The 25354-nt window shown below is 61.7% G+C and carries 26 protein-coding genes and 1 tRNA gene; 9 read left to right on the plus strand and 18 right to left on the minus strand.

What is annotated here, in order from left to right:
- Positions 1 to 72 precede the first annotated feature (72 nt).
- On the minus strand, positions 73 to 879 hold the full coding sequence (locus GUY40_RS02315; protein ID WP_166567319.1) for an MOSC domain-containing protein: 807 nt from the start codon (positions 877 to 879) through the stop codon (positions 73 to 75).
- Positions 880 to 951: 72 nt separating this feature from the next.
- Positions 952 to 1887 carry a chemotaxis protein CheV gene (locus GUY40_RS02320; RefSeq protein WP_166567320.1) on the minus strand — a complete coding sequence of 312 codons (936 nt, stop codon included), beginning with the start codon at positions 1885 to 1887 and terminating at the stop codon, positions 952 to 954.
- A gap of 274 nt (positions 1888 to 2161) precedes the next feature.
- Here GUY40_RS02320 and GUY40_RS02325 point away from each other — a divergent pair, with 274 nt between their 5' ends.
- The 5 genes from GUY40_RS02325 (at position 2162) to GUY40_RS02345 (ending at position 7213) form a co-directional block, all read left to right on the plus strand.
- Entirely contained in the window at positions 2162 to 2635 is a 474-nt protein-coding gene (locus GUY40_RS02325) for a histidine kinase (protein ID WP_166567321.1), read from the plus strand.
- A gap of 215 nt (positions 2636 to 2850) precedes the next feature.
- Complete coding sequence (locus tag GUY40_RS02330) at positions 2851 to 3741, plus strand: sensor histidine kinase (RefSeq protein ID WP_166567322.1); 891 nt, start codon at positions 2851 to 2853, stop codon at positions 3739 to 3741.
- Entirely contained in the window at positions 3738 to 4397 is a 660-nt protein-coding gene (locus tag GUY40_RS02335; protein ID WP_166567323.1) for a response regulator transcription factor, read from the plus strand. The genes GUY40_RS02330 and GUY40_RS02335 overlap by 4 nt, the downstream gene beginning before the upstream one ends.
- 45 nt (positions 4398 to 4442) lie before the next feature.
- Positions 4443 to 5882, plus strand: a complete 1440-nt coding sequence (locus GUY40_RS02340) for a mannose-1-phosphate guanylyltransferase/mannose-6-phosphate isomerase (protein ID WP_166567324.1) — start codon at positions 4443 to 4445, stop codon at positions 5880 to 5882.
- Between the two features lie 86 nt (positions 5883 to 5968).
- On the plus strand, positions 5969 to 7213 hold the full coding sequence (locus tag GUY40_RS02345) for a glycosyltransferase family 4 protein (RefSeq protein WP_166567325.1): 1245 nt from the start codon (positions 5969 to 5971) through the stop codon (positions 7211 to 7213).
- On the opposite strand, the gene glp is transcribed toward GUY40_RS02345, so the two are convergent.
- Entirely contained in the window at positions 7202 to 8389 is a 1188-nt protein-coding gene (gene glp, locus GUY40_RS02350; RefSeq protein WP_166567438.1) for a gephyrin-like molybdotransferase Glp, read from the minus strand. The two genes, GUY40_RS02345 and glp, sit on opposite strands and share 12 nt — an antisense overlap.
- 22 nt (positions 8390 to 8411) lie before the next feature.
- Complete coding sequence (moaB, locus tag GUY40_RS02355) at positions 8412 to 8951, minus strand: molybdenum cofactor biosynthesis protein B (protein WP_166567326.1); 540 nt, start codon at positions 8949 to 8951, stop codon at positions 8412 to 8414.
- A gap of 224 nt (positions 8952 to 9175) precedes the next feature.
- Here moaB and GUY40_RS02360 point away from each other — a divergent pair, with 224 nt between their 5' ends.
- From GUY40_RS02360 to thpR, 3 genes are all read left to right on the plus strand, one after another.
- The gene (locus GUY40_RS02360) at positions 9176 to 9397 is read left to right on the plus strand and encodes a YgdI/YgdR family lipoprotein (protein ID WP_166567327.1); all 222 of its coding nucleotides are present in this window, start codon (positions 9176 to 9178) and stop codon (positions 9395 to 9397) included.
- A gap of 59 nt (positions 9398 to 9456) precedes the next feature.
- Positions 9457 to 9533 (plus strand) — tRNA-Pro (locus tag GUY40_RS02365).
- 478 nt (positions 9534 to 10011) lie between these two features.
- Positions 10012 to 10554, plus strand: coding sequence for an RNA 2',3'-cyclic phosphodiesterase (thpR, locus tag GUY40_RS02370; protein ID WP_166567328.1), 543 nt, complete (start codon positions 10012 to 10014; stop codon positions 10552 to 10554).
- A gap of 245 nt (positions 10555 to 10799) precedes the next feature.
- Here thpR and GUY40_RS02375 read toward each other — a convergent pair whose 3' ends face one another.
- The 10 genes from GUY40_RS02375 to GUY40_RS02420 all read right to left on the minus strand — a co-directional run bounded on the left by GUY40_RS02375 (position 10800) and on the right by GUY40_RS02420 (position 20479).
- The gene (locus tag GUY40_RS02375; RefSeq protein ID WP_166567329.1) at positions 10800 to 11510 is read right to left on the minus strand and encodes a GntR family transcriptional regulator; all 711 of its coding nucleotides are present in this window, start codon (positions 11508 to 11510) and stop codon (positions 10800 to 10802) included.
- 69 nt (positions 11511 to 11579) lie between these two features.
- On the minus strand, positions 11580 to 12602 hold the full coding sequence (locus GUY40_RS02380; RefSeq protein WP_166567330.1) for a proline racemase family protein: 1023 nt from the start codon (positions 12600 to 12602) through the stop codon (positions 11580 to 11582).
- 11 nt (positions 12603 to 12613) lie between these two features.
- On the minus strand, positions 12614 to 14095 hold the full coding sequence (locus tag GUY40_RS02385; RefSeq protein ID WP_166567331.1) for an aldehyde dehydrogenase family protein: 1482 nt from the start codon (positions 14093 to 14095) through the stop codon (positions 12614 to 12616).
- Positions 14092 to 15390 (minus strand): FAD-binding oxidoreductase, encoded by a 1299-nt coding sequence (locus tag GUY40_RS02390; protein WP_166567332.1) that lies wholly within the window; start codon positions 15388 to 15390, stop codon positions 14092 to 14094. Before GUY40_RS02390 ends, GUY40_RS02385 begins: the two co-directional genes overlap by 4 nt.
- Positions 15387 to 16430, minus strand: a complete 1044-nt coding sequence (locus tag GUY40_RS02395; protein WP_166567333.1) for a 4-hydroxyproline epimerase — start codon at positions 16428 to 16430, stop codon at positions 15387 to 15389. Before GUY40_RS02395 ends, GUY40_RS02390 begins: the two co-directional genes overlap by 4 nt.
- Before the next feature lie 59 nt (positions 16431 to 16489).
- On the minus strand, positions 16490 to 17371 hold the full coding sequence (locus tag GUY40_RS02400; RefSeq protein ID WP_166567334.1) for a dihydrodipicolinate synthase family protein: 882 nt from the start codon (positions 17369 to 17371) through the stop codon (positions 16490 to 16492).
- Between the two features lie 36 nt (positions 17372 to 17407).
- A complete protein-coding gene (locus tag GUY40_RS02405; protein ID WP_166567335.1) occupies positions 17408 to 18073 on the minus strand; it encodes an amino acid ABC transporter permease in 666 nt (221 codons plus the stop codon).
- 10 nt (positions 18074 to 18083) lie between these two features.
- Complete coding sequence (locus GUY40_RS02410) at positions 18084 to 18755, minus strand: amino acid ABC transporter permease (protein WP_166567336.1); 672 nt, start codon at positions 18753 to 18755, stop codon at positions 18084 to 18086.
- A gap of 11 nt (positions 18756 to 18766) precedes the next feature.
- Positions 18767 to 19582 carry an amino acid ABC transporter ATP-binding protein gene (locus GUY40_RS02415; RefSeq protein ID WP_306092834.1) on the minus strand — a complete coding sequence of 272 codons (816 nt, stop codon included), beginning with the start codon at positions 19580 to 19582 and terminating at the stop codon, positions 18767 to 18769.
- Between the two features lie 54 nt (positions 19583 to 19636).
- The gene (locus GUY40_RS02420; protein ID WP_166567337.1) at positions 19637 to 20479 is read right to left on the minus strand and encodes a transporter substrate-binding domain-containing protein; all 843 of its coding nucleotides are present in this window, start codon (positions 20477 to 20479) and stop codon (positions 19637 to 19639) included.
- Between the two features lie 314 nt (positions 20480 to 20793).
- Here GUY40_RS02420 and GUY40_RS02425 point away from each other — a divergent pair, with 314 nt between their 5' ends.
- Entirely contained in the window at positions 20794 to 21162 is a 369-nt protein-coding gene (locus tag GUY40_RS02425; protein WP_166567338.1) for a glycine zipper domain-containing protein, read from the plus strand.
- A gap of 562 nt (positions 21163 to 21724) precedes the next feature.
- On the opposite strand, the gene GUY40_RS02430 is transcribed toward GUY40_RS02425, so the two are convergent.
- The 4 genes from GUY40_RS02430 to GUY40_RS02445 form a co-directional block, all read right to left on the minus strand.
- Positions 21725 to 23317, minus strand: coding sequence for a malate:quinone oxidoreductase (locus GUY40_RS02430; protein WP_166567339.1), 1593 nt, complete (start codon positions 23315 to 23317; stop codon positions 21725 to 21727).
- A 197-nt stretch (positions 23318 to 23514) separates the two neighbouring features.
- A complete protein-coding gene (locus GUY40_RS02435; protein WP_166567340.1) occupies positions 23515 to 24408 on the minus strand; it encodes a pseudouridine synthase in 894 nt (297 codons plus the stop codon).
- Positions 24409 to 24516: 108 nt separating this feature from the next.
- Positions 24517 to 24948, minus strand: coding sequence for a D-Ala-D-Ala carboxypeptidase family metallohydrolase (locus tag GUY40_RS02440; RefSeq protein ID WP_166567341.1), 432 nt, complete (start codon positions 24946 to 24948; stop codon positions 24517 to 24519).
- A 152-nt stretch (positions 24949 to 25100) separates the two neighbouring features.
- The gene (locus GUY40_RS02445) at positions 25101 to 25337 is read right to left on the minus strand and encodes a glutaredoxin family protein (protein ID WP_166567342.1); all 237 of its coding nucleotides are present in this window, start codon (positions 25335 to 25337) and stop codon (positions 25101 to 25103) included.
- Positions 25338 to 25354 lie beyond the last annotated feature (17 nt).

Consider the following 25354-nt stretch of genomic DNA (forward strand, 5'->3'; position numbering starts at 1 on the left):
CCGAGGGCCTCATTCGCGGCGGTGCGGCGATCCGACGATCCGACGATCCCGCGAATGGGGCCAACACGATTTTTACTCCAGAACGGTCACCGGCATCCCCACTTCCAGCACACCGCTGCCGTCACTGACCAGGTTCTGCCCGAACATCACTTCCCCATCCTGCTCACGGTAGGTCTTGAGTGTGGTCAGCGGCTCGCGGTCGACACTGCGCTCGCCAGTCTGCGGGTCGAGGGTGGTGAGGATGCAGCGGCTGCACGGCTTGACCACCCGAAACTCGACATCGCCGATACGTATCCGCTTCCAGCCATCCTCAGCGAACGCCGCGCTGCCTTCGACCACCAGATTGGGGCGAAACCGCAGCATTTCCAATGGCCGACCGACCTTGGCCGACAGGTCGTCCAGCGACGCCTGGCCGATCAGCAGCAGCGGGAAACCGTCGGCGAACGCCACGCGGTCATCTTCATGCCCAAAGCCGGATTGCAGGTGACGGGCCCGCGCCTCTGGCACATGCACCAGGCGTGCAGGCTTGCCGATAAAAGCGCTGACCCAGGCCGCTGCCTCATCTCCGGCATCCGGCACCCGCAGGGTGTCACGCCAAATGGTCACGCCGCGCAGGTGCTCATCGGCAGGCGGCAGTTCGACCCGCAAATCGGCATGCCCTCTGGCGCTGAGGGTCAGGCTGTTGTCGCTGTTGTGCCGCGCCGTCAACTGGCTCATCTGTGGCAGCGCGCGCTGAGTCAGGAAGCGGCCACTGGCCTCCTCCACCAGCATCCAGCGGCGATCGCCCTCAAGCCCCAGCAGGCCCAGCCTTGAGCGCTGCAGTGGCTCGGCGCGTGCCGACTTGAGTGGAAATCGATTCAACGCGCCAAGACGCAACATGGCCTGCTCCCCCGAGAAAAAGACTGCCACTTTATACGAGCAGCCCCTCCCCTCGACAAGCCGCAACGATCATCACACCCCTGATTCATCAACCATCAAGCGTTGACGGACCACATCGACCAGTTTGTCCGGCTGGAACTTGGAGAGGAAGTTATCGCAGCCGACCTTCTTGACCATCGATTCGTTGAAGCTGCCGGACAACGAGGTGTGCAACACCACATAAAGACCGCGCAGGCGCGGGTCGTTGCGGATTTCAGTGGTCAGGCGGTAGCCGTCCATCTCCGGCATTTCCGCATCGGTGAACACCATCAGCAGCTTGTCTGTCATCTCGTGCCCGGCCTCAGCCCAGGACTTGAGCAACCTCAGGGCCTTGAGGCCATCACTGGCCACATGCATCTTCACGCCCAATTGCGACAAGGTATCGCGCAACTGCATCAGTGCCACGGAGGAGTCATCCACCAGCAACACCTCCCGGCCACGGGCCTTTGCCAGCACCGGATCCTCGAGTTTGGCGCGAGATACCTTGGTGCTGTAGGGCACAATCTCGGCCAGCACTTTCTCGACGTCGATGATCTCGACCAACTGCTCGTCGACCTTGCTGATCGCCGTCAGGTAATGCTGGCGCCCGGCGCTGGCCGGCGGTGGCATGATCGCCTCCCAGTTCATGTTGACGATTCGATCCACGCTGCCGACCAGGAACGCCTGCACCGATCGGTTGTATTCAGTAACAATAATGGTGCTGTTTGGCCCCGGCTCCAGCGGGCGCATGCCGATGGCCTGGGACAGGTCGATCACCGGCAAGGTCTGGCCACGCAAATTGACCACGCCACAGACAAACGCGTGCCGCTGCGGCATCAACGTCAACCTGGGCATCTGCAGCACTTCCTGGACCTTGAACACGTTGATCGCGAACAACTGCCGGCCGGCCAGGCGAAACATGAGGATTTCCAGGCGATTCTCACCTACCAGCTGCGTGCGTTGGTCTACTGCGTCGAGAATGCCAGCCATGAAAACTCCCTGATTTTTGATGATTACTTGCCAATATCGGCCACTCCTGCCGGACCTTGACCCCCGCCCGCAAATTCATGCAAGACGCATTGATGTCAAATAAGCGCCATGTTTTACTGCCCGCCCTGCCTATCCCATGCACTTATCAGGGATTCCCTGACTTGCATTCAGGTGCAACCTGATATTCGCGATATCCAATAGCCATTAATGTGACGCCTTTCTCATTGCACGAAAGGAGTCGGGCTATTTGTCAATTATCAGGGGAGCATTTGCCATGCACGATGACGTCTGCGGGCAGAGCGGATTGAAGGATTTCCTGGTGCAAGCGCAAGTATTGTTGGTCAAGGCTCAGGAGTGTGTGAACCACCTGGACCTGATCAACAGTGACGGTGATGCCAGCGCCTGCTTGCTCGACACCTTGGCGACCCTGGGAGAACGGGCGCAATCCCGGGCAATAGCGCCCGTTGCCAGGTTCTGCCAACAGCTGGTGTTTCTACTGCGCCTGGCGCAGCCGCTGATCGAGCTGAACGAGACTGCCCTTGAGGCCCTGCGTGATTGTTTGCGGCTGCTGGACTGGCAATTGGAACTGATTGACCCCCATACCGGCGAACTACTTCTGGATCAAGACGAACAGCATGCGCTGGTCACCACGCTGGCCGAGGCACTGGACGTTGATGCGCTGTGCCTGCTGTTTGGGCACGCATCGGAGCTCGCAATCTGCTACCAGGGTTTACAATCCCGGCAATAACATCAAATCACTGGCTAAACGCTCCTGCATCGAAGTGATACTATCTTTCTCCATTGCCGGTTCACTCGGTGATTTTCGCTGATAGTTCGTTGATAAAAGTGAGCGTTCAGCGGCTGAAGTAACTAGAACGCAAGTGAACGAAGTTGTACGAAACAACAAACAACCTGTTCACCACTTCTACAGGTTTTAACCGCGACTCTGCAGTGGCTCCATCTATGTTCGCCAGCCTCAAGACACTCAAACTCTGCTCGCCCGGCCTCTCGCCTGCCCGCTGGCTGACCGTCGTGCTTTGCGTTGCAGCAGGCATCGGCAATAGTGGGCTTTACATCGCTGCGCGCCCCATGTCCCTGACCCTTTTGCTGGTGAACCTTGGCGCCTTGCTCGCCGCCGGCTGGTGTATTCAGCGAACCCTCAAATACCTTCAGATCCCGGCGCATGAACTGGCTGAACGGCTGCTCAAGGTCCAGCAAAACGAACGCCACCGCCTCAGCCGCGAATTGCATGACGACATTGGCCAACTGCTCACCGCTGCCAAGTTGCAGGCGGACTGGCTGCAACGGCGAGCCCCGGCCGAGCTGCAAGAGCATTGCACCCTCTTGCGCAATACCCTGGACGAAACCCTCTCGAGCGTGCGCGACGTCACGGTCGTGCTCAACCCGCGCCAGCTGACCCGGCTGGGGCTCGAAGCCAGCCTGCGCGCGCACCTGCTGCGCACGCTGCATAACACCCCCGTGCGCTGGAGCCTGGATTGCCAGCAACGGCTGGACAGCCTGCCTGAAGAACTGTCTGTCGCGGTGTTTCGCATCACCCAGGAAGCGGTGACCAACGTCCTGCGCCATGCCCGCGCCGACAACCTGCGGATTTGCCTGCAACGAACGTCGGAAGGCCTGATCGTGCATATCGAGGATGACGGCCAAGGCTTTGTTCCGGCAGCCGACCCCGGCCTGGCGGGCCAGCGCGGCATGTCCGGCATGCTGGAACGCACCGGGCTGTTGGGCGCCACGCTGACCGTCAACAGCGAGCCTGGCAACGGCACGCGGATTGAAGCGATGTTCCCTTGGGAACCGCGCACTTTTGAACGCGCCAAGGCTGGCAAACGCCCATGACCTGCAATTTGCTGTTGGTAGATGATCATTCGTTGATTCGTGCCGGCGTCCGCGCACTGGTGATGGACATCCCTGGCTACGCCGTGATCGGTGAAGCGAGCGACGGCGCCGAAGTGCTGGAACTTGCCAGCCGCCTCGACCCGGACATCATTCTGCTCGACCTGTCCATGCGCCACACCGGCGGGCTGGATGCCTTGCGCGAGCTGCAGACGCGGCTGCCGGGCAGCAAAGTACTGATCCTTTCAATGCACACTGAGCCGGATCTGATCATGCAGGCCCTTGAGACCGGTGCCGACGGCTATTTGCTCAAGGACACCACCGCCACGGAACTTGCGCAGGCCCTGGCCGCGCTGCGTAACGGCGAACGCTACCTGAGCCCGGCCATCGCCCATACCGTCATCAATCAGGCCTTGGGCCGGGCCCGGGCGCTCAAGCCCGCCGAGACGCAAACCCACGGTTTGACTGTTCGCCAACTGGAAATCCTGCGCCTGATCGTACGCGGCAAATCCACTCGGGAAATCGCCAACGGCCTGGGCTTGAGCGTCAAGACCGTTGAGACCCACCGCTCGCAGATCATGAAGCGCCTGCAGATCTTTGACGTCGCAGGCCTGGTACTGTTCGCCGTGCGCGAAGGCATCATCAGCCTTGACGATTGACCGCGTATAATCGCCTTTTGCTTAACCGGTGCGCCGCAGCTGCCCATGTCTTCACTTATTCCCTGCATCATTGCCGGTGGTGCCGGTACCCGGCTCTGGCCGGTGTCGCGCCAGTCCCTGCCAAAACCCTTTCTGCAATTGCCGGACGGCCAAAGCCTGCTGCAAAAGACCTTCGCCCGCGCCTGCGGGCTGGGTGTCGAGCGGGTGCTGACGGTGACCCAGCGTGACCTGCTGTTTCGCACGCTGGACGACTACCGCCCGCTCAATGCTAGCCTGGTTGCCCTGGATTTCATCCTCGAGCCCTGTGGCCGCAATACCGCCGCCGCCATTGCCGCCGCCGCGCTGCACGCCCAGGCGCAGCACGGCGGCGACTGCCAACTGCTGGTATTGCCGGCGGACCATCTGATCGACAACCTCCAGGCTTTCGCCGCTGCTGTTGAAGTTGCGCGCCGATTGGCCGACGAAGGTTGGCTGGTCAGCTTTGGCCTGACGCCCACCCGCGCGGAAACCGGGTTCGGTTATATCGAAACCGGCCAGGTGCTCGGCGAACATGGGCGACAGGTCGCCCGCTTTGTCGAAAAACCTGACACCGCCACCGCCCAGGCCTGGCTGCAAGGCGGGCGCCACCTGTGGAATAGCGGCATGCTCTGCGCCCGTACCGACAGCCTGCTGGAACAGCTGCAACGGCACGCCCCTGCCCTGCTGCAGGCGGTACGCGACTGCATCGAGCACAGCACGAGCAAGCGCGATGCCCGTGAGCTGCAGCTGGAACTCGACGCCGCGCGCTTCGCTCAGGTGCCGGACCTTTCGTTCGACTACGCTGTGCTGGAGCACAGCACGTGCGTGGCCGTGGTGCCCTGTGACCTGGGCTGGAGCGATATCGGCTCCTGGCAGGCGGTACGCGCGCTGACCCCGGCCGACAGTAACGGCAATCAGTGCCTGGCCGACACCCTGCTGCATCAGGTTCACGACTGCTATATCCAGTCCCCGCGTCTGGTGGCCGGGATCGGCCTGCGCGACCTGATCATCGTCGACACCCCGGATGCCCTGCTGGTGCTCGACGCCAGCCGCAGCCAGGACGTCGGGCTGATCGCCCGCCAACTCAAGCAGGCCGATCATCCCGCTTATCGCCTGCATCGCACCGTGTCGTGCCCCTGGGGTACTTATACCGTTCTGGAAGAAGGGCCAGGCTTCAAGATCAAACGAATCGTGGTCCGGCCCGGGGCCGCCCTGTCACTGCAAAAGCACCAACACCGCAGTGAACACTGGATCGTGGTCAGCGGCACGGCCTGCGTCACCAACGGTGAGCACGTCTCGGTGTTGCAGGCCAACGAGTCGACCTTTATCCAACCGGGTCGACTGCACCGGCTCAGCAACCCCGCCGGCGGCGAGCTGGTGATGATCGAAGTGCAGAGTGGCGAATACTTGGGCGAGGATGACATTGAGCGCTTTACTGACGATTACGGCCGCGCCGGCTACGATTAAAAATAATGGCCGCCGAGGGAACGAGTGAGCACATTGCCCCTCCAATGATTCATGCAGTAAACCGTGTGGCCAAGGGGATTCGACTTATGCGAATACTGTGGACCCTGCCCTACCTACCCTGGCCTACCACCAGCGGCGCCAAGAACCGGCAGTACCATCTGCTGCGCAGCCTCGCCGGCCAAGGCCATCGCATCACCCTGCTGGTGCAATCGAAAACCCCGCTCAACGAAGACGCGCGCCAGGCTCTGGCGCCGTTGGTCGATCGCCTGATCGTCCTGCACCGCCGGCCGTTGCGCAGCCCGCAAACCCTCCTCGCTGCGCTTTATGCACCGTACCCTGTTCGCGCCAGCATTCACGGCCTCGCCCCGCACCTGCGACATCGCTTCGAGCAATTGCTCAGCGAAAGCTGGGACGTGATTCAGATCGAGCACAGTTACAGCTTCCAGCCGTTTGAGCGGGCGTTGCAGCAGAGCGGCCAGCCGTTCATTCTCACCGAGCATAGAGTCGAGTCTGAACAAGGTGCGGGGCGGCAGGATTCGCTGCCATTGTGGCTGCAACCGTTCACCGCCTTCGACCTTTGGCGCTACCGGCGCTGGGAAAGCCGTGTACTGGGTCAGGCGACTGAAGTGATTGCGGTCTGCCCCCGCGACGCCGAACACATCTCTACCATTACCGGCCGACGTACTTCGGTGGTGGTCAATGGTGTCGACAGTGAACACTTCAGCGCCATCAACCCGGCCCTGCACAGCCAACGTCTGCTGTTTGTCGGCAATTTCGAGCATCGGGCCAACTTTGACGCCATCGAATGGGCACTGGAAGAGATTCTGCCGCAGGTCTGGGCGAGCTACCCGGCGGTGCGCTTTGCCATTTGCGGCAATGCCATGCCGCAACACTGGAAACTGCGCTGGGATGACCCGCGCATTGAATGGCACGGGTATGTCGAAGACTTGCGCGAACTACAACGCCATTCGGCGATTTTTTTCGCACCGTTGCGTCAAGGCGGCGGCTCGAAGATCAAGGTACTGGAAGCGATGGCTGCCGGTCTGCCGGTGGTCACCACGACACAGGGTGTGTGTGGCTTGAACGTTGAAAACGATGTGCACTATATCGGCCGCGACGATGCCGACGACCTGGCACTGACCCTGATCCAATTGCTGACGCAGCCCTGCCGAATGAAAAAAATGGCCGATGCGGCCCGCCAATACGTCAGCCGCGAGCACGACTGGCGCGTCGCGGCGGCACAACTGAAGAACGTCTATGCCCGCTTCACCTCGGCTCGGGTGCCGCAGGAGGTGCCCGAGAACGACCGCTTCAGCCATTCAGCCGAGTAGCTCGCTGAGCGGGATGAAGTTGACCCGCTCACCGGCGGTCAAGGTCCGCCCCTCCAGCACCTCGACCAGGCCTTCGGCCCAGGCGGCGCTGCGCAGTACACCAGAACTCTGGATCGGGTACAGGACCGCCCTGCCCTGCTCCATGCGGCCGCGCAAATACTCGCGACGATTGCCCGCCTTGCGCCAGTCAAACCCGGCTTCGACCGAAAACTGCAGCGGCGTCACCTCGCTGACGCCCAGCCGTCGTAACAGGTAAGGCCGCGCCAGCAAGCCGAAGGTCACCAGCGTGGACGCCGGATTACCCGGCAACCCAAGCACTGGCACGCCACGAAAATGCCCGAAGGTCAGCGGCTTGCCCGGCTTGATCGCCAGCTTCCAGAGCGACAGTTCGCCGTCTTCACGAAGGGCCAGGCCAAGGAAATCGGCCTCACCGACCGACACCCCGCCCGTGGACAGAATCAGGTCCACGGTATTCAGACTCGCCAGCGCCGCGCGGGTCTTTTCCAGGTCATCGGGAAGAATGCCGGCGTCCAGCACTTCGCAACCCAGACGCTGCAACCAGCTGCACAGCAGGCGCCGGTTGCTGTTGTAGATTTGCCCCGGCCCCAGCGGCAATCCCGGCTCGACCAGTTCGTCACCGGTGGAAATCACCGCCACCCGTGGCTTGCGCACTACGCTGAGTTCGCCGCGGCCCAAGGTCGCCGCCAAGCCCAGCTCGATAGGGCCCAACCGCGTCCCCGCCGCCAGCACTAGCTCACCGACGCGGGTTTCCTGCCCCTGGGGACGGATGTTCATGCCGATCTTCAGCGCTTGCTGGAACACCACCCGCTGGTCGTCCTGGACCTGAACGTTTTCCTGCATCTCTACGCAATCGGCACCGGCTGGCACAGGCGCGCCGGTAAAGATCCGGGCGCAGGTGCCGGGTTGCAGAGGGTCGGGCGCCTGGCCTGCGAAAATCCGCTGGCTGACCACCAGCGGTTCACCGGTGAAGTCCGCGGCGCACAGGGCGTAGCCGTCCATGGCGCTATTGGGCCAGGGCGGCAGGTCGAGCGTGGCGATCAGCTCGTCTGCCAGCACCCGCCCTTCGGCCTCGGCCAGCGGCACCGTCTCGCGCTCAGCGATGGGCGCCGATTCGGCCAGCGCCAACAGTTGCGCCAGCGCTTGCTCGACCGGCATCAGCGGTTTTACCGCCGTTGGCTCAGCCACGACTTTCGCAGGCTGCCACCTGCTTCAAGTGAGGGACGAAGTTGCATGGGCGGTGGCGCGAATCCAGTTGTTCGGCAAGGATGCCGTCCCAGCCGGTGCGGCAGGCATTGGTGGAGCCCGGCAGGCAGCACACCAGGGTGCCATTGGCCAGGCCAGCCAGCGCGCGTGATTGCACGGTGGAGGTACCGATATCGGCCACCGAGATCTGCCGGAACAGCTCACCGAACCCATCGACCTGCTTGTCGAGCAGGCAGGCCACCGCTTCCGGGGTGCTGTCGCGACCGGTGAAGCCGGTACCGCCGGTGATCAACACCACTTGCACCTGATCCTCGGCAATCCAGGTCGCCACCTGGGCGCGGATCCTGTACAGGTCATCCTTGAGCAGTACGCGAGCGGCCAGGTGATGGCCCGCTGCGGTGAGGCGATCGACAAACAGTTGGCCCGAGGTGTCGGTGTCCAGCGAGCGCGTATCGCTGACCGTCAGCACGGCAATATTGAGCGGCACAAAAGGTACTTCAGCCTTGGCTTTCATGGGGAGCCTGATTCCGTCACAGGAGTGGATGGGCGCTGTTATATCACAGCGCTGGCCGCAACGAATCCAGTGCGTGGCGCTCGCTCAAAAGGGCCAAGGACATTCCACAGGCCCAGGCGTTGGCCGCTATTGTTGACCTGTGCGACACAAAAACGGAACTTGCAGGCGGCGGCAACGTCTCACCGACAGTACATACAGCACTATCCCCCTTTCGGAGACCCACAATGACTCATCGGACCCTTCCCGCTTTCATGCTTGCACTGGGCCTGGCCACCCTCGCCGGTTGCGCGTCGCCTGCTGTGATCACGCTGAACGATGGTCGTGAAATCCAGGCGGTCGACACCCCTCAATACGATGATGAATCGGGCTTCTACGAGTTCGAACAACTGGACGGCAAGCAAACCCGTGTCAACAAGGATCAAGTCCGTACCGTTAAAGACCTCTGAGTCTGAAGGCGGCAGGGCACTTGTCGAGCAGGCAATTTTGAGTAATATTTCTTGCAAGTCGGAGTGTAGCGCAGGCAGGTAGCGCGTCTCGTTCGGGACGAGAAGGTCGCAGGTTCGAATCCTGTCTCTCCGACCAGACTTGTAGTTCACTGAAGAAGCCCGCCTTGTGCGGGCTTTTTTGGTTCTTCGCGGATTGCCGTGGCTTTGGCTTTTGATCTTGCTTTGCTCTTCGTGCGAATAATGTCCAGACGACGCGGATGTCCCTTCAGGAGGCCGAGCGGAGCCCACGCGGAGTGGGGTGAGGGCCAGGACGGCCCGAAAGCGCCGTAGGGCCAGGGACGGCCCGTCGGCGCGGTCCCCACGGAGCGTGGGCGGGAGCGAGGGAACCCGGAGCGAAGCGTAGGGCCGGATGCGGGGACCAGGGGTTTTGCCTACTTTTGCCCCAACAAAAGTAGGTCGCCGTAAAGGCGAAACGGTGACTAGGCGTCCCCATCGAAAACGGATCTGCCCTCAATGCTTGTACCTGGGATTTGGTTCGACTAATTGTGAGCATATCCAGATGATGCACAGACGCGAACTCACCTTTCCGCCCTTACGGTTATGAGGAGCGACACATGGATGACGCGACGAATGAACCACTCAAACGCCTGTTCTTTGCCCTCCCCTGCACGGCGGCGCAGCGCAAGGCGATCGCTCAATGGCGAAAGGCATTGGGGCTCAAGGGTGGCAAGCCGGTACCGGCGGATAACTTTCACCTGACGTTGATGTTTCTGGGGGCGGTGCCGGTGGCGCAGATCGCCGATATTTGTGCGGCTGCCGCGAAGGTCAAGACGCCCGGCACCGCATTGCAGGTGCCACTCGACCGCCTGCACGTCTGGCGCCGCAGCCATGTCTTGTTGCTCGCCCCTGAAGAAGCGCCATTGGCATTGCTGCAGTTGGTTTATGCCCTGGAGCAAGCGATGTTGCCGCTTGGCTTCGCCGACCCAAACCGCGAGTTTCGCCCGCACTTGACCCTGGTACGGGACTATCGGGCCGAGGTGCCTGAACATGAGGCCCCGCCGGACTTTCGCCTGAACTGCAGCCACTTCACGCTGTATGAAGCGCATAAGGGCCGCTATCGCGTAGTGGGTGAATGGCCGTTGGAAAATCCAACCTAGACTCGCTTGTGCTGGCCTCATCGCGAGCGCGCCCCCACACCAATCTCCATTCCTGTCGCTCCAGCGCGGGCGTTTTTGATTTTGTGGGAGCAAGGCTTGCCCGCGATGGCATCACCCCCGGTGTGCCAGAGATACAGTGGCGCCTGCATCGCGAGCAAGCTCGGCTCCCACATCAACAAAATTGCAGTCAGCCATAGAATCTCCCACAGTGGCACGGCCCGAGTATCGCGTTCCAATTACCGCTATCAAACCACCGACATTTTTTCCGTCAGGTTCTGCTGCATGTACGCCAGGAACCGGCGCTGAAACAGCATGGTGTGTTCATGTGCCGCCCGTTCGGCCTCGTCGGGCTTGCGTTCGGCGATGGCGGTGATGATTTCGTCGTGGTCGCGACCCACGGGGGTTGAGGTGCTGGCGGCGCTGATGATGTAGTCAAAGTGCAGGTGCAGCAGCCGTTGGCCTTCGCCCAGCAGTTTTTCGTAGTAGCTGACGAAATAGGGGTTCTTCCCCGCTTCGGCGATGGCCATGTGAAAGGCCTTGTTGCGCTCGGACATGGCCTGGAAATCGCCGCTGTGGACCGCTTCGAGATAGGCGGCGTCCGCTGCGCGAATCCGCGCCAGGTCTTCGTCACTGCGCTGCAGCGCGGCAAGGCGGGTGACCGCGCGCTGGATCAGGTCCAGCGCGGAGATGTAATTGGGGAATTCCTCGATTTCAAACGGCGTCACCAGGGTGGTGCGGTTGGGCAGGATGGTGACCAGCCCTTCGCTGATCAGGCGCGCCAGCGCATCGCGCACCGGTGAGCGAGACAGGCCGAACTGGGCTGCCAGCGACACTTCGTCCAGCGGCATGCCGGGCTTGAGCTTCAGCGTCAGGATCTGCTTGCGCAGCTCTTCGTAGATATAGCGGCCGCCGTGGCGCTTGGCACCGCTCGCGGGTTCTGTCGTCTCTTTGCTCATCGATGATTTCTCAACAGTGCGGGCTAGCCATTTGACCAGCCCGCCACTTTAACATCCGCTCCAGACCGCTTAGAACCCTTCGCCCCAGGTATCACTGAGCATAAAGCCCGCGGATAACGGGTCATCCGGGTCAATGCCGATCTGATGCAGGCCGTAGACCCACGCCCGGCCCGTCACTCGCGGCAACACGGCGGGCCGGTCGCCCACGGTCGTCTTGCCCAGCAATTCAACCTTGAACTGGCCACCGATGGTGGAGCGCGAGGTCAGCGTATCACCGACCTCGACCAGGCCACGCGCACTCAAGGTCGCCAGGTTCGCCGAGCTGCCGGTGCCGCACGGCGAGCGGTCGACCCGGCCGGGCGGCAAGGTGGTGCAGGTTTGCCAGGTGTGTGATTCCAGGCGGTTGCGGAACATCACGTACGCCACTTCGTTGATCTCTTTGAGCAACGGGTGGCAAACGCTGACCTGCCGGTTGATCAAGCCCTTCAATCGCACGCCTTGGGTTGCCAGTTCCCGGGCGTTTTCCGGGGCGATGGTCAAGCCGACCTGCTCCACGTCCACCAGCGCGTAATACACGCCACCAAAGGCGATGTCGGCCTTGATCGGGCCAAACTCGGCCGTCTCGAGGGTGACGTCCAACTGCTCGACAAACGAGGGCACCATGTCCAGCGAAACACTCACGCAGCGCCCGTCTTCACAGTGCGCCCGAGCGGTCACCAGCCCCGCCGGAGTATCCAGTACCACCGAGGTCTGCGGCTCCTGCATCTCGATCATGCCCAGTTCCAGCAGTGCCGTCACCACGCATATACAGTTGCTGCCAGACATCGGGTGGGCCTTGTCCGCCTGCAGCACGATAAACCCGGCCTGGGCCTCGGGCCGGGTGGGCGGCAACAGCAGATTGACCGACATCTGCAGGCTGCCGCGTGGTTCCAGCACCACGAAACGCCGCAGGCTATCGTCGACCTCGTTGATGTAGTTCATCTTGTCGAGCATGGTTTTACCGGGCACATCAATGACGCCGCCGGTAATGACCTTGCCGACTTCGCCTTCGCAATGCACATCGGCCATTTGCAGTGTTTTTTTCCAACGCATAGCGGCTGCCCTTACTTGATGTACCAACCCCAGGGTTGCTGACTGTCGTAGCGAGTGATCTGCTTGGTTTCCAGGTAGTTGGTCAAGCCCCACTCCCCCAGTTCACGGCCAATACCGCTTTGCTTGTAACCGCCCCAGGGCGCTTCGGTAAAGGTCGGCTGCGAGCAGTTGATCCAGACGATACCGGCCCGAAGCCTGCGGGCGACACGCTCGGCACGCTCGACGTCACGGGACATGACCGCCGCCGCCAGGCCAAAGCGCGAGTCGTTGGCGCTGCGCAGCGCCTGGGCTTCGTCGTCGAACGGGCGGATGCAGACCACCGGGCCAAAGATCTCTTCCTGCCAGATCCAACTGTCCTCGGGCACATCGGCGAAGATCGCCGGGGTGAGGAAATAGCCCTTGTCACAATGGGCCGGGCGGGTGCCGCCGCTGAGCAGCGTCGCGCCTTCTTCCTGGCCTCGGGCAATGGCCTGCAACACCTTGTCGTACTGACCGCGACTGACCAAAGGCCCGAGCAGGACGCCCTCCTCCAAGCCATTGCCGATGCTCAAGCGCTCGGTTTGCTCGACCAGGCGCTTGAGCAGCGGCTCATACAGTTCACGCTGGACCAGCACCCGCGAGGTGGCCGAGCACACCTCGCCCTGGTTCCAGAAAATCCCGAACATGATCCATTCGACCGCCGCCTCGATATCGCTGTCGTTGAAGATGATGAACGGTGATTTGCCGCCCAACTCCAGGCTGATGTTTTTAATGTCGCGGGCTGCCGCCTGCATGATCCGGCTGCCGGTCGGCACGCTGCCGGTGAAGGCCAGCTTGTCGATCCCCGGATGCTCGCTCAACGGCGCGCCAGCCTCTGCACCCAGGCCAGGCAGCACGTTCAATACGCCCGCGGGCAGGCCGGCTTGATGGGCGATATCGGCCAGTTCCAGCGCCGTCAATGGTGTCAACTCCGAAGGCTTGAGCACCATGCAGCAGCCCGCGGCCAATGCCGGTGCAACCTTCCAGGCCGCCATCAGCATCGGGAAGTTCCAGGGAATGATGGCCCCGGCCACACCAATCGGCTCCTTGCGTGCCACGCAGCTGAAGCGCTCGTCGGCAAGCGTCACCGGCTGTTCGCGCTGGCCGTCCAGGTTCTCGGCAAGGTCGGCGTAAAAGTCGAAACAGCCGGCCGTGTCGCCGATGTCCCACAGTGCTTCAGGCAAGGGCTTGCCGTTGTCACGCACTTCAAGCCGGGCCAAGTGGTCCTGGCGCTCGCGAATGCCGCTGGCGATGGCCCGCAGCACGGTCGCCCGTTCGGCACCGCTCATCTGTGGCCATGGGCCCTCGTCAAACGCGCGGCGGGCGGCTTTGACCGCCAGGTCGACGTCTTCGGTTGTGGCGGCGCCGACCTTGGCGATCAGCGATTCATCGCTTGGGTCCAGGGTCTCAAAGCTGCCGCCCAGGGTTGGGCGCAGCCATTGGCCGTCGATGTACAGCTGGTCATAGGTGTTCATGCATGGCCTCCAACAAGGGCAAAGCGCTGGGCGCTGAAAGGGGTCAAATCCTGGGTGGGCGCACGACCGGCTGCCAGGTCGGCAATCAGCCGCCCGGTGGTGGCGCCCAGAGTCAGGCCGAGCTGGCCGTGACCGAAGGCCAACAGCACGTTCGTCAACCGCTTGCTACGGTCGATGATCGGCTTGGTGTCGGGCAAAAACGGTCGGTAGCCGACACCGTATTCGAGGTTGTCGACTTTCAGCTGCGGCAGAATTTTCCGGGCTTTCTCAAGGATGATGTCGGCCCGCTTGAAATTGGGTTCGGCGTTGGCGCCGGCGAACTCGATGGTGCCGCCGATCTGCAGGCCACGGGTCATGGGGCTGAAGCAAAAACCACCGTCGGCGTAGATCACCGAGTGACGAATCTCCACCTCGGGGGTGGGCAACAGCACCTGGTAACCGGCGATACCGGCCAACGGCACCCGGGTACCGATCTGATCGAAGAATTGCCGCGAGCCTGTGCCCGCCGCCACCACCACATGCTCGGCCGGGTAACGCTCGCCATTGTTCAACGTGACGCCGCAGGCGCGGTCGCCGACCTCATCAATGCGCTTGACCTCGCCGCGTACCCGCACGCCGCCCTGGTCGATAAAGCTTTGCGTCAAGGCCGCGATAAAGCCCTTGGTATCGCTGACTGAACGCCAGTCCGCAAACAACAGGCCATGGCTGAATTTGCCCCCCAGTGACGGTTCCAGCTCAGCGATGGCAGCGCGGTCGAGCACCTCATGGTCGAAGCCCAGCGCCTTGCGCAGCGCCAGATGAGGCCGTTCATGTTCCAGGCCGGAGGGCGAATCGAACAGTTCGAGAATCGGCCGCTGGCCCATCAGCGACTTGTCGGCGCAGGCCTCCAGCAGGGGTGCGTAGTCCTCGTAGACATGATGGGTAAGGGTGGCCATCTGCTCGGAAATCGCCTGGATTCTTGACGGCCGGGCACAGGCCACAAAACGCAGGAACCACGGCAAGATTCCCGGCAAGGCGCTGGGGCGCAGCGCCAATGGGCCTTTCTGGTCCAGCAGCCAACCGGGGACCTTTTTCAGGATACCGGGCTTGGACAGCGGAATGACTTCACTGACCGCCATCTGCCCACAGCTCCACTTGGCGGTGCTGTCGCCGGGCGCGGCGGGATCGATCAGGGTCACCGCATGGCCCTCGCGTTGCAGGTACAGCGCGCAGCAGACACCGACGATACCCGCTCCGATCACCACGGCCTTTTCACGTGCAACAGGTGGTTGTGCGACTGACTGCAACGGGGTCATGACACGTTCTCTTGTGCAGCGGCAGGTTTGGCATGATCTTCCAGACTGAAGCCGTCCCACCAGGGTTGGGTGTCGTCGACAATAAACTCGGCGCGGCCGGTGATCCAGGCGCGCCCTTCGATGCTGGGGCGAATGGCAGCGGTGCCGTCTTCCAATGGCAGCTGTGATTCCACGCGGCCGACAAAGAAACTGCCGATCAGGCTTTCATGCCGATAGGCAGCGCCTTCTGCCAACCAGCCACGGGCATGGCGCTGGGCGACCCGTGCCGAACTGCCGGTCCCGCAGGGTGAGCGGTCGATCAGGCTGGCCCCGGCAATCACCACCGCGCGGCCTTGCGATTCAGGCGCCAGCGGCGCGCCGGTCCACATGCAGTGGTTGACGCCCTTGATCGACGGGTTTTCCGGGTGCACCACCGCACGGGTACGGTTGACCAGATCCTGAATCTGCCGCCCCCAGGTCAGCAACTGTTGAGGGCTGAAATGTTCGCATCCGGGGTAATTGGGTTGTACCTCGATGATCGGGTAAAAGTTGCCGCCGTAGGCGATATCGACGCTCAACTCGCCCAGCGGTGGGAAGTCGATCAGCACATCGCGATGGAGCAGAAATGACGGCACGTTGGTAAAGCGCACGGCGCTGACCTTGTCGCCCTCGCGCGTGTAGGTCGCATGGATCTGCCCGGCCGGCACGTCCACCACCACAGTGCCTGGCACCCTGGGCTCGATCAACCCGGTTTCGAGCGCAAAGGTAATCGACCCTAGCGTGGCATGCCCGCACATCGGCAGGCAGCCGGAGGTCTCGATAAACAGCAGACTGAAATCGCTGTCGGCGCGCAGCGGTGGATAGAAAATCGTCCCCGACATATGTGCGTGGCCGCGCGGTTCGAGCATCAGCGCCCGGCGAATCCAGTCGAACCCGGCGATAAACTGTTCACGCCGCTCGCTCATGGTCGCGCCCTGCAGTTCGGGGGCGCCGGCCACCACCATGCGCACCGGCATGCCTTCGGTATGGCCCTCGATGCAATTGAAAACGTGTCGAGTCATCTCATCTCACTCCGTGAAGCCACAGCGGCCAGCCGTGGCGGCCGCTGCGGCAGGCAACATCAGCGTTGAGCCAGTTCGAAGGCTTTGCGGAAGCGGGCTTTCTCGTCATCGGTCAAGGGTTGCAGCGGCATGCGCGCATTGCCGGCCTCGAAACCGGCCAGCTCGCAGCCGTACTTGACCTTCTGAATGAACTTGCCCGACTCCATGTCAGCCAGTACCGGGAACAACGCGCGCACGATGGCCTGGGCACCGGCCAGATCGCCACTTTCATAACGGCTGTAGAAGTCGCAGACCTGCTGGGTCAGGCAGTTGGCCGGGCCGCAGATCCAGCTGGTGGCCCCCCAGATAAAGAAGTCCAGTGCCTGGTCATCGGAACCGCACGACAGCTGATAGTGATCTTTATAGGTGCCACCAATCTCGATGGCGCGCAGCAGGTTGCCGCTGCTTTCCTTGATGCCGATGACGCGCGGGTTATCCTTGAAGGCCTCCAGCACCTCGAAGCCGACTTCAACGTTGGTGCGCACCGGGTAGTTGTACAGCACCACGTTGATGTCCGGCACGGCATCGAGAATAGCCTGGTAGTGGCCGATCAGCTCAGGCTGGGACGGCAGTGCGTAGTACGGCGGTGCGATCAGCAGGTTGGTGTAGCCGGCATCGCGGGTTTGCTTGACCTGCTCGATCACCTCACGGGTGCACGAACCGTTGGCACCGGCGATCAACAGGCCACGATCAGCGACCACTTCTTTTACGGTTGCCAGCACCTGGCGACGCTCATCGTTGGTCAGCGCGTAGTACTCACCGGTCGAACCCAGCGGCACGAAGCCTTTCACGCCCGCCTTGAGCTGGTACTCGATGATGTTGGCAAGCATGTCGAAATCGACATTGCCAGCCTTGTTGAACGGGGTGACCAGGGCGGGCAGGATGCCTTTGAGTTGAGTCATTGCAGAGTCTCCACAGACAAAATCACAGGGTTGGGGTTAGTACGCATAACGGCGCAGCATTCGCGCTTCGACGACGCCGACCAGGCGGGTCAACGGGAATGCCACGAGGAAATAAATGACCGCCACCGCCGACAGGAACTCGACCGGGCGCGCGGTGCTGTTGGAGATGTTCTGGCCGACGAACATCAGGTCGGCGATGCCCACCGACGAGATCAATGCGCTCTCCTTGAACAGCGACACCACGTTTGAGAGCAACGGCGGAATACTGCGCAGCAAGGCCTGGGGGAAAACGACATAAGCCGTCTTGTTCCAGGAGGCCACGCCCAGCGCGACACAGGCATCGTGTTGCTCGGCGGGGATGGATTTGAGCGCCCCGCGAAAGGTCTCGCTGGTGATCGCCGCCATGTACATCGTCAGCGCCAGCAGCACCGAGACGTAGGGCGGTACATCAATGCCGAACACCACCGGGAAGCAGAAAAACACCCAGAACAGCTGGATCAACAGCGGCGTGCCGCGAAACAGCTCGACGTAAAAGCCGGCCGGCACGCTCAGCCAGCGGCTGCGCGAGACCCGCAACAGGCTCAGCAAAAAGCCCAGCACGCTGCCCAGGATCGCGCAGCCCACGGTGAAGGCCAGGGTCAGCGCCAGGCCCTGAAGGAGTGCCTGCCAGTAGGAGAACACCACGGAAAAATCGAGTTGCATGACAATCTCCTCAGTGCGCGTGCGCAGCGTCCTGCCGGCGTTCCAGCCACTGCACCAGCTGGGCGATCGGCAGTGACAGGAAGAAGTAGATGAGCGCGATCAGCGAGTAGGTTTCCAGCGGCCGGTAGGCTTCGGTGGCAATGCTTTTGCCGACGTACATCAGGTCGCCCACCGCGACGATGGCCACCAGCGCACTCTGCTGAAGGATCGAAATACCGTTGGTCATCAGCACCGGCACGGCGCTGCGCAAGGCTTGCGGCAGAATCACGTAGAGCGTGCGTTGCCAGGGCCGCAGCCCCAGCGCGACACAGGCATCCAGGTGCTCGCGCGGCACCGCCTGGACCCCGGCGCGATAGGCCTCGGCATTGAACGCGGTGAGGTTCAGGCCGAGCGCCAGCACACCCATGGTGACCGGGTCGATAAACACGTCGAACAGCATCGGTACGCAGTAGAAGAACCAGACGATTTGCAGCAGCACCGGTGTGCAGCGAAAGAACTCGATGAACATCTGCGCCGGCCAGCGCAGGAAAAACCAGCGGCTGAGGGTCAGCAGGCAGAGGCCAAAACCACAGACCAGGCCTACGACATTGGAGACCAGTGCCAGCTGCAGGGTGACCTTCAGGCCGTCCCATAGCAGGCCGATATTGCCGTTGAGAAAACTGAAGTCGAATTGGTAGTTCATGACCGGCCTCCTCAGTCCAGGTGCAGCACTTTTTCCAGGAACTCGCGGGTGCGAGGTTCCCTGGGCTGAGTGAACAGCTGATCGGGATGGCCCTGCTCGACCACCTTGCCGTTGGCACAGAAGACCACGCGTGAAGCGATGTGCCGGGCAAAGTGCATGTCGTGGGTGACAATGATCATCGCCATCTTCTGCTCGGCCAGTTGCATCATCACGTTCTGCACTTCGATGACCATTTCCGGGTCAAGGGCCGAGGTGACCTCATCGAACAGCATCAGTTTGGGCTCGAGCATCAGCGCCCGGGCGATGGCCACGCGCTGCTTCTGCCCGCCGGACAGTTGGCTGGGGTACACATTGAGCTTGCTTTCAAGGCCCAGGCGGGCCAGCAACAGGCGCGCCTTCTCGATCGCCTGGCCCCTTGGCAAGCCATGGACTTTCATCGGCGCCAGAATCAGGTTGCCCAGCACCGACAAATGCGGGAACAGGGTGTAGTGCTGGAACACCATGCCGACCTGGGTCTGCAAGCTGTAGTCAGTCGGTTTGCCGCGGGCGTTGCCGTCGATATAAGGCTTGCCCTGGAACTGGATGGTGCCGCCCTGGATGCTTTCCAGCCCCATCATCACCCGCAGCAGCGAGCTCTTGCCGCTGCCGCTCGGGCCAATGATCACCAGACGGTCATCGGCGCGCATGTCCAGGTCCATGTGGTCCATCACCACCAGGTTTTCCCCGTAGGATTTGTAGACATTGCGCAACTGGATGAACGCACTGTTCGCAAGATCGCAGGCGTGCGGGGGCCGTGACGGCACTGCCGCTAGATTGGAAGCTTTCATCAATCGTTCTCCGAGAGCGCGCAGCCATCGCCGCGCGCTCGCCATCGGCAGGATTTACTGAGGGGTTTTATCGGCGTTGGCCAACTGCGAGGCCTTGTCGACCAAGGCGTCGATCTCGCCTGTCTCGCGGCGTTGGGTCAGGTAGATGTTCAAGGTTTGCAGGTCGGCGGCGCTGATGTCGCGACGGATGCCGAAGGCGACACCTTGCTTGGCCAGCGCGGGTTTGGGCAGCACTTCCCTGGTCCAGTCCGGATTGGCGACGGCGAACAGGTGGTTGGTATCGCTGGCATCGACCAGCACGTCGGCGCGTTTGGACATGACCGCCAGGCGCACCTCGTCCATGCCCGGCAAACGCATGACCTTGGCGTTCTTGATCACGGCAGAGATGGCCTTGTCCTGGGCGGTCCCGGACATGACCGCGAAGGTGACGTCGGGCTTGTCATAGTCGGCCACCGATTGACCGGCAGTGGCGAACTTGGGGTTGCTTTTGTTGACCAGCAATGAGACCTGATAGTCGGTGGCCGGTACCGAGAAACTCACCGCCAGGGCGCGCTCGGGCGTCTGGTTCAGGGCCATGGCCATGTCCCATTTGCCGCCTTGCAGCCCCGCCACCAGGTTGTCCCAGTTGGTGTCGACGAACTCGACCTTGACCTTGAGCACCTTCTCGCCGAAGTCACGGCACAGGTCCACGAAGTAACCGCTGTATTCCCCCGACCGTGCGTCGCGCATCACGTAGGGTGCCGCGACAGCCGCGCCGCAGCGCAGCACGCCTTGCTTCTGAACATCTTTCCACAGCGAGACATCCGCCGCCTGGGCTGGAACCTGGGCCAGCAACGCCCCAACGGCGGAGACACACACGAGCATGTTGCGAATGGAGCGAGGAAGGAACCGAGCCATTTTGACCTCTCCAATAATTCGTTCTTGTAGGCAGGAAGGTACAAATTACATCGTTGTGCGCCGTCATGTGTGCAGCGCTGTATGCAGATTAGATTTGAACGCAGCAGACTGTCAACAGGCGTCGAGATCAAATTTGGTGAAGGTGACACCGAGCGGTCGGGCGACCGCTGCTGGAAGGGAAGGCCTGGAGAGCTTGAGTGGCACAAAAAATTTTGTGTGCCCGCGAATAGAAGCGATTTCGCATTGTCTGAGGTTTGCTCCAAGCGTTTTCACCACTCACAATGCGCGCTCTTTCTATTTCGAGGTTCAGCAATATGCGTAAGACTCTTGCCGCTCTGGCTCTTGGCCTGCTGGTCGCACAAGGCGCAGTCGCCGGTGACGGCACTACCGCTATCGGTGGCGGTTTGGGCGGGGTACTGGGTAACGTCGTCGGCAAACAGTTGGGTGGCAGCACGGGCGCCGCCATTGGTGCCGGTATCGGCGGTGCTGCAGGCAGCGCCGTTGCCGCCAAGAAAGGCAACAAGACCAAGGCCGCCATCGGCGGTGGCCTGGGCTCGGCCGGCGGCTCGCTGATCGGCAACAAGCTGGGCGGCAGCACCGGTTCCACCATCGGCGCAGGCCTGGGTGGCGCAGCGGGCGGCGCGCTGGGCAACAACCTGGCAGACAAGCAAAGGCGTCACTGATCTACGCCGCTCAACCGGGCCTGGTGCCCAGGCCCCAAAGGCCAACAAAAAAGCCCCGACTCAACCGAGCCGGGGCTTTTTTGCCCCTGCACCACCGCGATCTCCCGCCCTACAAGCAAGGCTGACAACCCCAATCTCACAGACCATGGCACGTTGCAACAAATGTGGGAGCGGATTCATCCGCGATGCGCCGCGCGGGCGGCGCGCGGTCTCAAGAACAATGGAAAAACCAAGGTAGGCACCTCCCACGGCTCATGCGATCTGCTGGCAGCCCCCTCGCCTCCCCCATCAGGATGAAGAGGTTGCCTGAGGACCGTATCAAGGCTTCCAGGTGCTTGCCTTGGGTTTTGCGGCGCTGCCGAAATCGAGCGCCGCCCGCGCGGCGCATCGCGGATAAATCCGCTCCCACATTTGTTGCAACGTGCCATGGCCTATGAGATTGGAGTTGCCAGCCTTGTTTGTTCGGCTTTAGATCTGTGTGGTTTTCGCAATTGCGCGATGAACCACAAAAAAGCCCCGGCTCAACCGAGTCGGGGCTTTTTGTTTATTGCGCGGGGTTCGCTTAGTGAACCACCGCAGCCTGCGCAACGTCTTCCGGCAATACCGGTACGTAGGTCAGTTGCAGGCGCGAGCTGCTCCATTCGCGAACCTGGTTGGTCAGCTCCAGGTCGTTGTTCAGCTTGCGACCGTAGGACGGTACGATCTCCTTGAGCCTGGCTTGCCACTCAGGGGTCTTGATGCGGTCCTTGAAGGTTTTTTCCAGCACGCTGAGCATGATCGGCGCAGCGGTCGAGGCACCTGGGGATGCGCCCAGCAGGGCGGCGATAGTGCCGTCAGCCGAGGCAACGACTTCGGTACCGAACTGCAGAACACCGCCCTTCTCGGCATCCTTCTTGATGACCTGAACGCGCTGGCCAGCATTGATCAGCGACCAGTCTTCGTTTTTGGCTTCAGGGAAGTACTCACGCAGGGACGCCATGCGCTCGTCCATGCTCAACATCAACTGGCCCATCAGGTAGGTGCTCAGGTCCAGGTTGTCGATGCCAGCGTGGGTCATCGGCAGGATATTGTGGGTGGTCAAGGCGCTGAACATATCCAGCAGCGAACCGTGTTTCAGGAACTTGGTGGAGAAGGTCGCGAACGGACCGAACAGCAGGACTTCCTTGCCATCGATCACTCGGGTGTCCAGGTGAGGAACCGACATCGGCGGTGCGCCAACCGAGGCTTTGCCGTACAGCTTGGCCTTGTGACGAGCCACCACTTCAGGGTTGCGGGTGACCAGGAACTGGCCGCCAACCGGGAAGCCGGCATAGCCGTCAGCTTCCGGAATGCCGGACTTCTGCAGCAGTTTCAGGGCTCCACCGCCCGCGCCGATAAACACGAACCTGGCCTTGACGCTGGTTTCCACGCCTTTGTTGGCCAGGTCAGCGACGACCACGGTCCAGGTGTTGTCAGCATTGCGCACGATGTCGCGCACTTCGTGCTGTACATGCAGTTTTACGTTGTCGTTGCGGGTCAGCGAACCCACCAGCTGACGGGTGATTTCACCGAAGTTGACGTCGGTGCCGATCGACATGCGCGTGGCGGCGATTTTCTGGTCGGCAGCGCGGCCTTCCATGACCAGCGGCACCCACTTCTGGATCTGCGCGTGGTCTTCGGAATACTCCATGCCGCGGAACAGCGAGCTGTGCTGCAGGGCAGCATGACGCTTCTTGAGGAACTCGACGTTCTCGTCGCCCCAGACGAAGCTCATGTGCGGCACGTTGTTGATGAAGGTTTTCGGGTTGTTCAGAACCTTCCGATCGACCTGGTAGGCCCAGAACTGCTTGGAGATCTCGAACTGCTCGTTGACCGCCACCGCCTTGCTGATGTCGATGCCGCCATCGGCGGTTTCCGGCGTGTAGTTCAGTTCGCAGAACGCGGAGTGACCGGTACCGGCGTTGTTCCAGGCGTTGGAGCTTTCTTCGGCGACCTTGTCCAGGCGCTCGTAGATATCGATGGACCAGCTCGGTTCGAGCTCATTGAGGTAGGTACCCAGGCTTGCACTCATGATGCCGCCGCCGATCAGCAGCACATCCACGGTTTTTTCAGGCGCATTGGGTTTGGAGCAGCCAACGACACTCAGGCAGACGAGCATCAGCAGGAATTTTTTCATTGAATCGGTCCAATTAAGAAAGCTGTGGCGTGCTTAGCAAACAGTGTGCCGACTTGCCTGCGACCAACGGACGCTTGCCTTTGAGGCCGGCTCGTGGCAACCGAATGGCGGGTTTCCGCCAAAAATGAACAATATTTCATCTTCAGGTGGCGGATTTCCCCACTGCTGGCGTCGGGTGTGACCCGCTTAGTCACACTTCACGGCCAATCCAGTTCCAGCCGGCTTTCAAAACACCTCGACTCACCGGTCAACGGGTCGTTGAACGCCAGACGCTTGGCCAACAGCTTCAAGGGCCTTGAGTAATCGTCGTCGCCGGGCGGACTGACATCGGGGTAGAAGGGATCGTTGCAGATACTCGCCCCCAGGGCGGTCATGTGCACGCGCAGCTGGTGTGTTTTGCCCGTGACCGGCGAAAGCCCGTAACGCCACCAGCGGGGGGTTTTCTCCAACACTTGGGCAATGGTTTCACTGTTGCTGGGACCGTCCACTTCCTGCATGCGGAAAAATGGCTCGCCATGGACCAGGCGGCTCTTGTGTATCAATGGAAAGTCCAGATGCGGCAAGGGTGCGGCGATGGCTTGGTAGTGCTTGTCGATTTGCCGGCTGGGAAACAGTGACTGATAGGCCGAGCGCGTCTGCGGGTTGGCGGAGAACAACACCAGGCCGGCGGTGTGCCGATCGATACGGTGCAGGGGCACCAGGTGCGGGTTGTCGAGACGACGAATCAAGCGGCGCAGCAAGGTGTGCTCAACGTATTCACCGGTGGGCGTGACCGGCAAAAAGTGCGGTTTGTCCGCCACCACCAGATGCTCATCCACATGCAGGATGTTTTCCAGCACCGGGATGGCTTTTTCGTTGGGGACTTCGCGAAAGTAATGAATGCGCAACCCGACCTTGTAGGGTTGCGCAACATCAATCGGCTGCCCGGCGGCATCCAGCACCCGCCCACGGGCAATACGGTCGAGCCATTGTTCCCGGCCGATGGCCTTGAAATGATCACACAGGCAGTCCAGCACCGTTGCCCATTGCCCGGGCGGCAGGCAAACAGTGCTGGCCTGAAGACGGGCCGGATCGAAAGGAAGGCTGGACATGGACACACTCGCAAGGCAATTGCGCGCCATTATCCAGCAAGCGCCGACCCTCAGCCAGCCTGGACGACAATCGTCAATGCCCACGCCGTCCGGCAGGGCACACCCGGCTCACACCAGCCCCGCGCGATAGCCAAGACCCTTGCGTGCGGTAAGCACCTGCCGGCGCGCAGTGCCCTCGGCCAGGCCGACATGCACCCAGCGGTCAAACTCAAGAATGACCTGGTCGAATTCAAGGTCGCTATCGGCAATCAGCGCCGCCAACTCCCGGGGGCTGACGCCCGGGGCGCTGATATCGGCAGCCAGCCCGCTCATGTGCGCGCTTCTGGCAGCGCCGCCGATCAGGCGATTGAGTGAGGGTGATCGATAACCGCTGCTGACCAGGATGGGGCGCTTGACCAGCCCCCGGATCTCCTCGAGAAAGGCTGCCAGGCGCTTGAGCCGGGCAAGCACAAGGGCATCGGGTTGGTTGTCGATACCTTTTCGGGCCGCCGTTTCCGACACGGTCAGCTCATCGAGGGTAAAAAATTTCGTCAGATACATGGTCGCCACTCCTTGGCGCAGGCTGGGTTGAATGTTCGTCGTTGGCCGGCCTTGCAGGGAGCCAAGGCCGGCGCGAATCATTTTCCACAAACCGTTTGCGCGCGCAGCGACAGAAATGCTTCAACAGATGACACCAACAGCCAGAAGCGGCGTCAGCGCAAAAAAGCCACGACCTGGTCGCCATTGAATGGCCAGCTCAATTCCGCCCCGTTGTCGACCCGTCGCAACACGGGGATGCGTAAGGAGTAGGCGGCAAAATGGTGATCATCGTCGGCAATATCCACCAGTTCGACCAGCAATCCATGCTCGACCATCGGTATTAATTCGGCTTCCGCCAACTCGCAAAGATGGCAACCGAGGGTACCGAACAGTTGGCATTCAGGCAGCATGTTCAGGGTCCGTCCAG

The sequence above is a fragment of the Pseudomonas sp. R5(2019) genome (assembly GCF_009905435.1).
Classification (GTDB): domain Bacteria; phylum Pseudomonadota; class Gammaproteobacteria; order Pseudomonadales; family Pseudomonadaceae; genus Aquipseudomonas.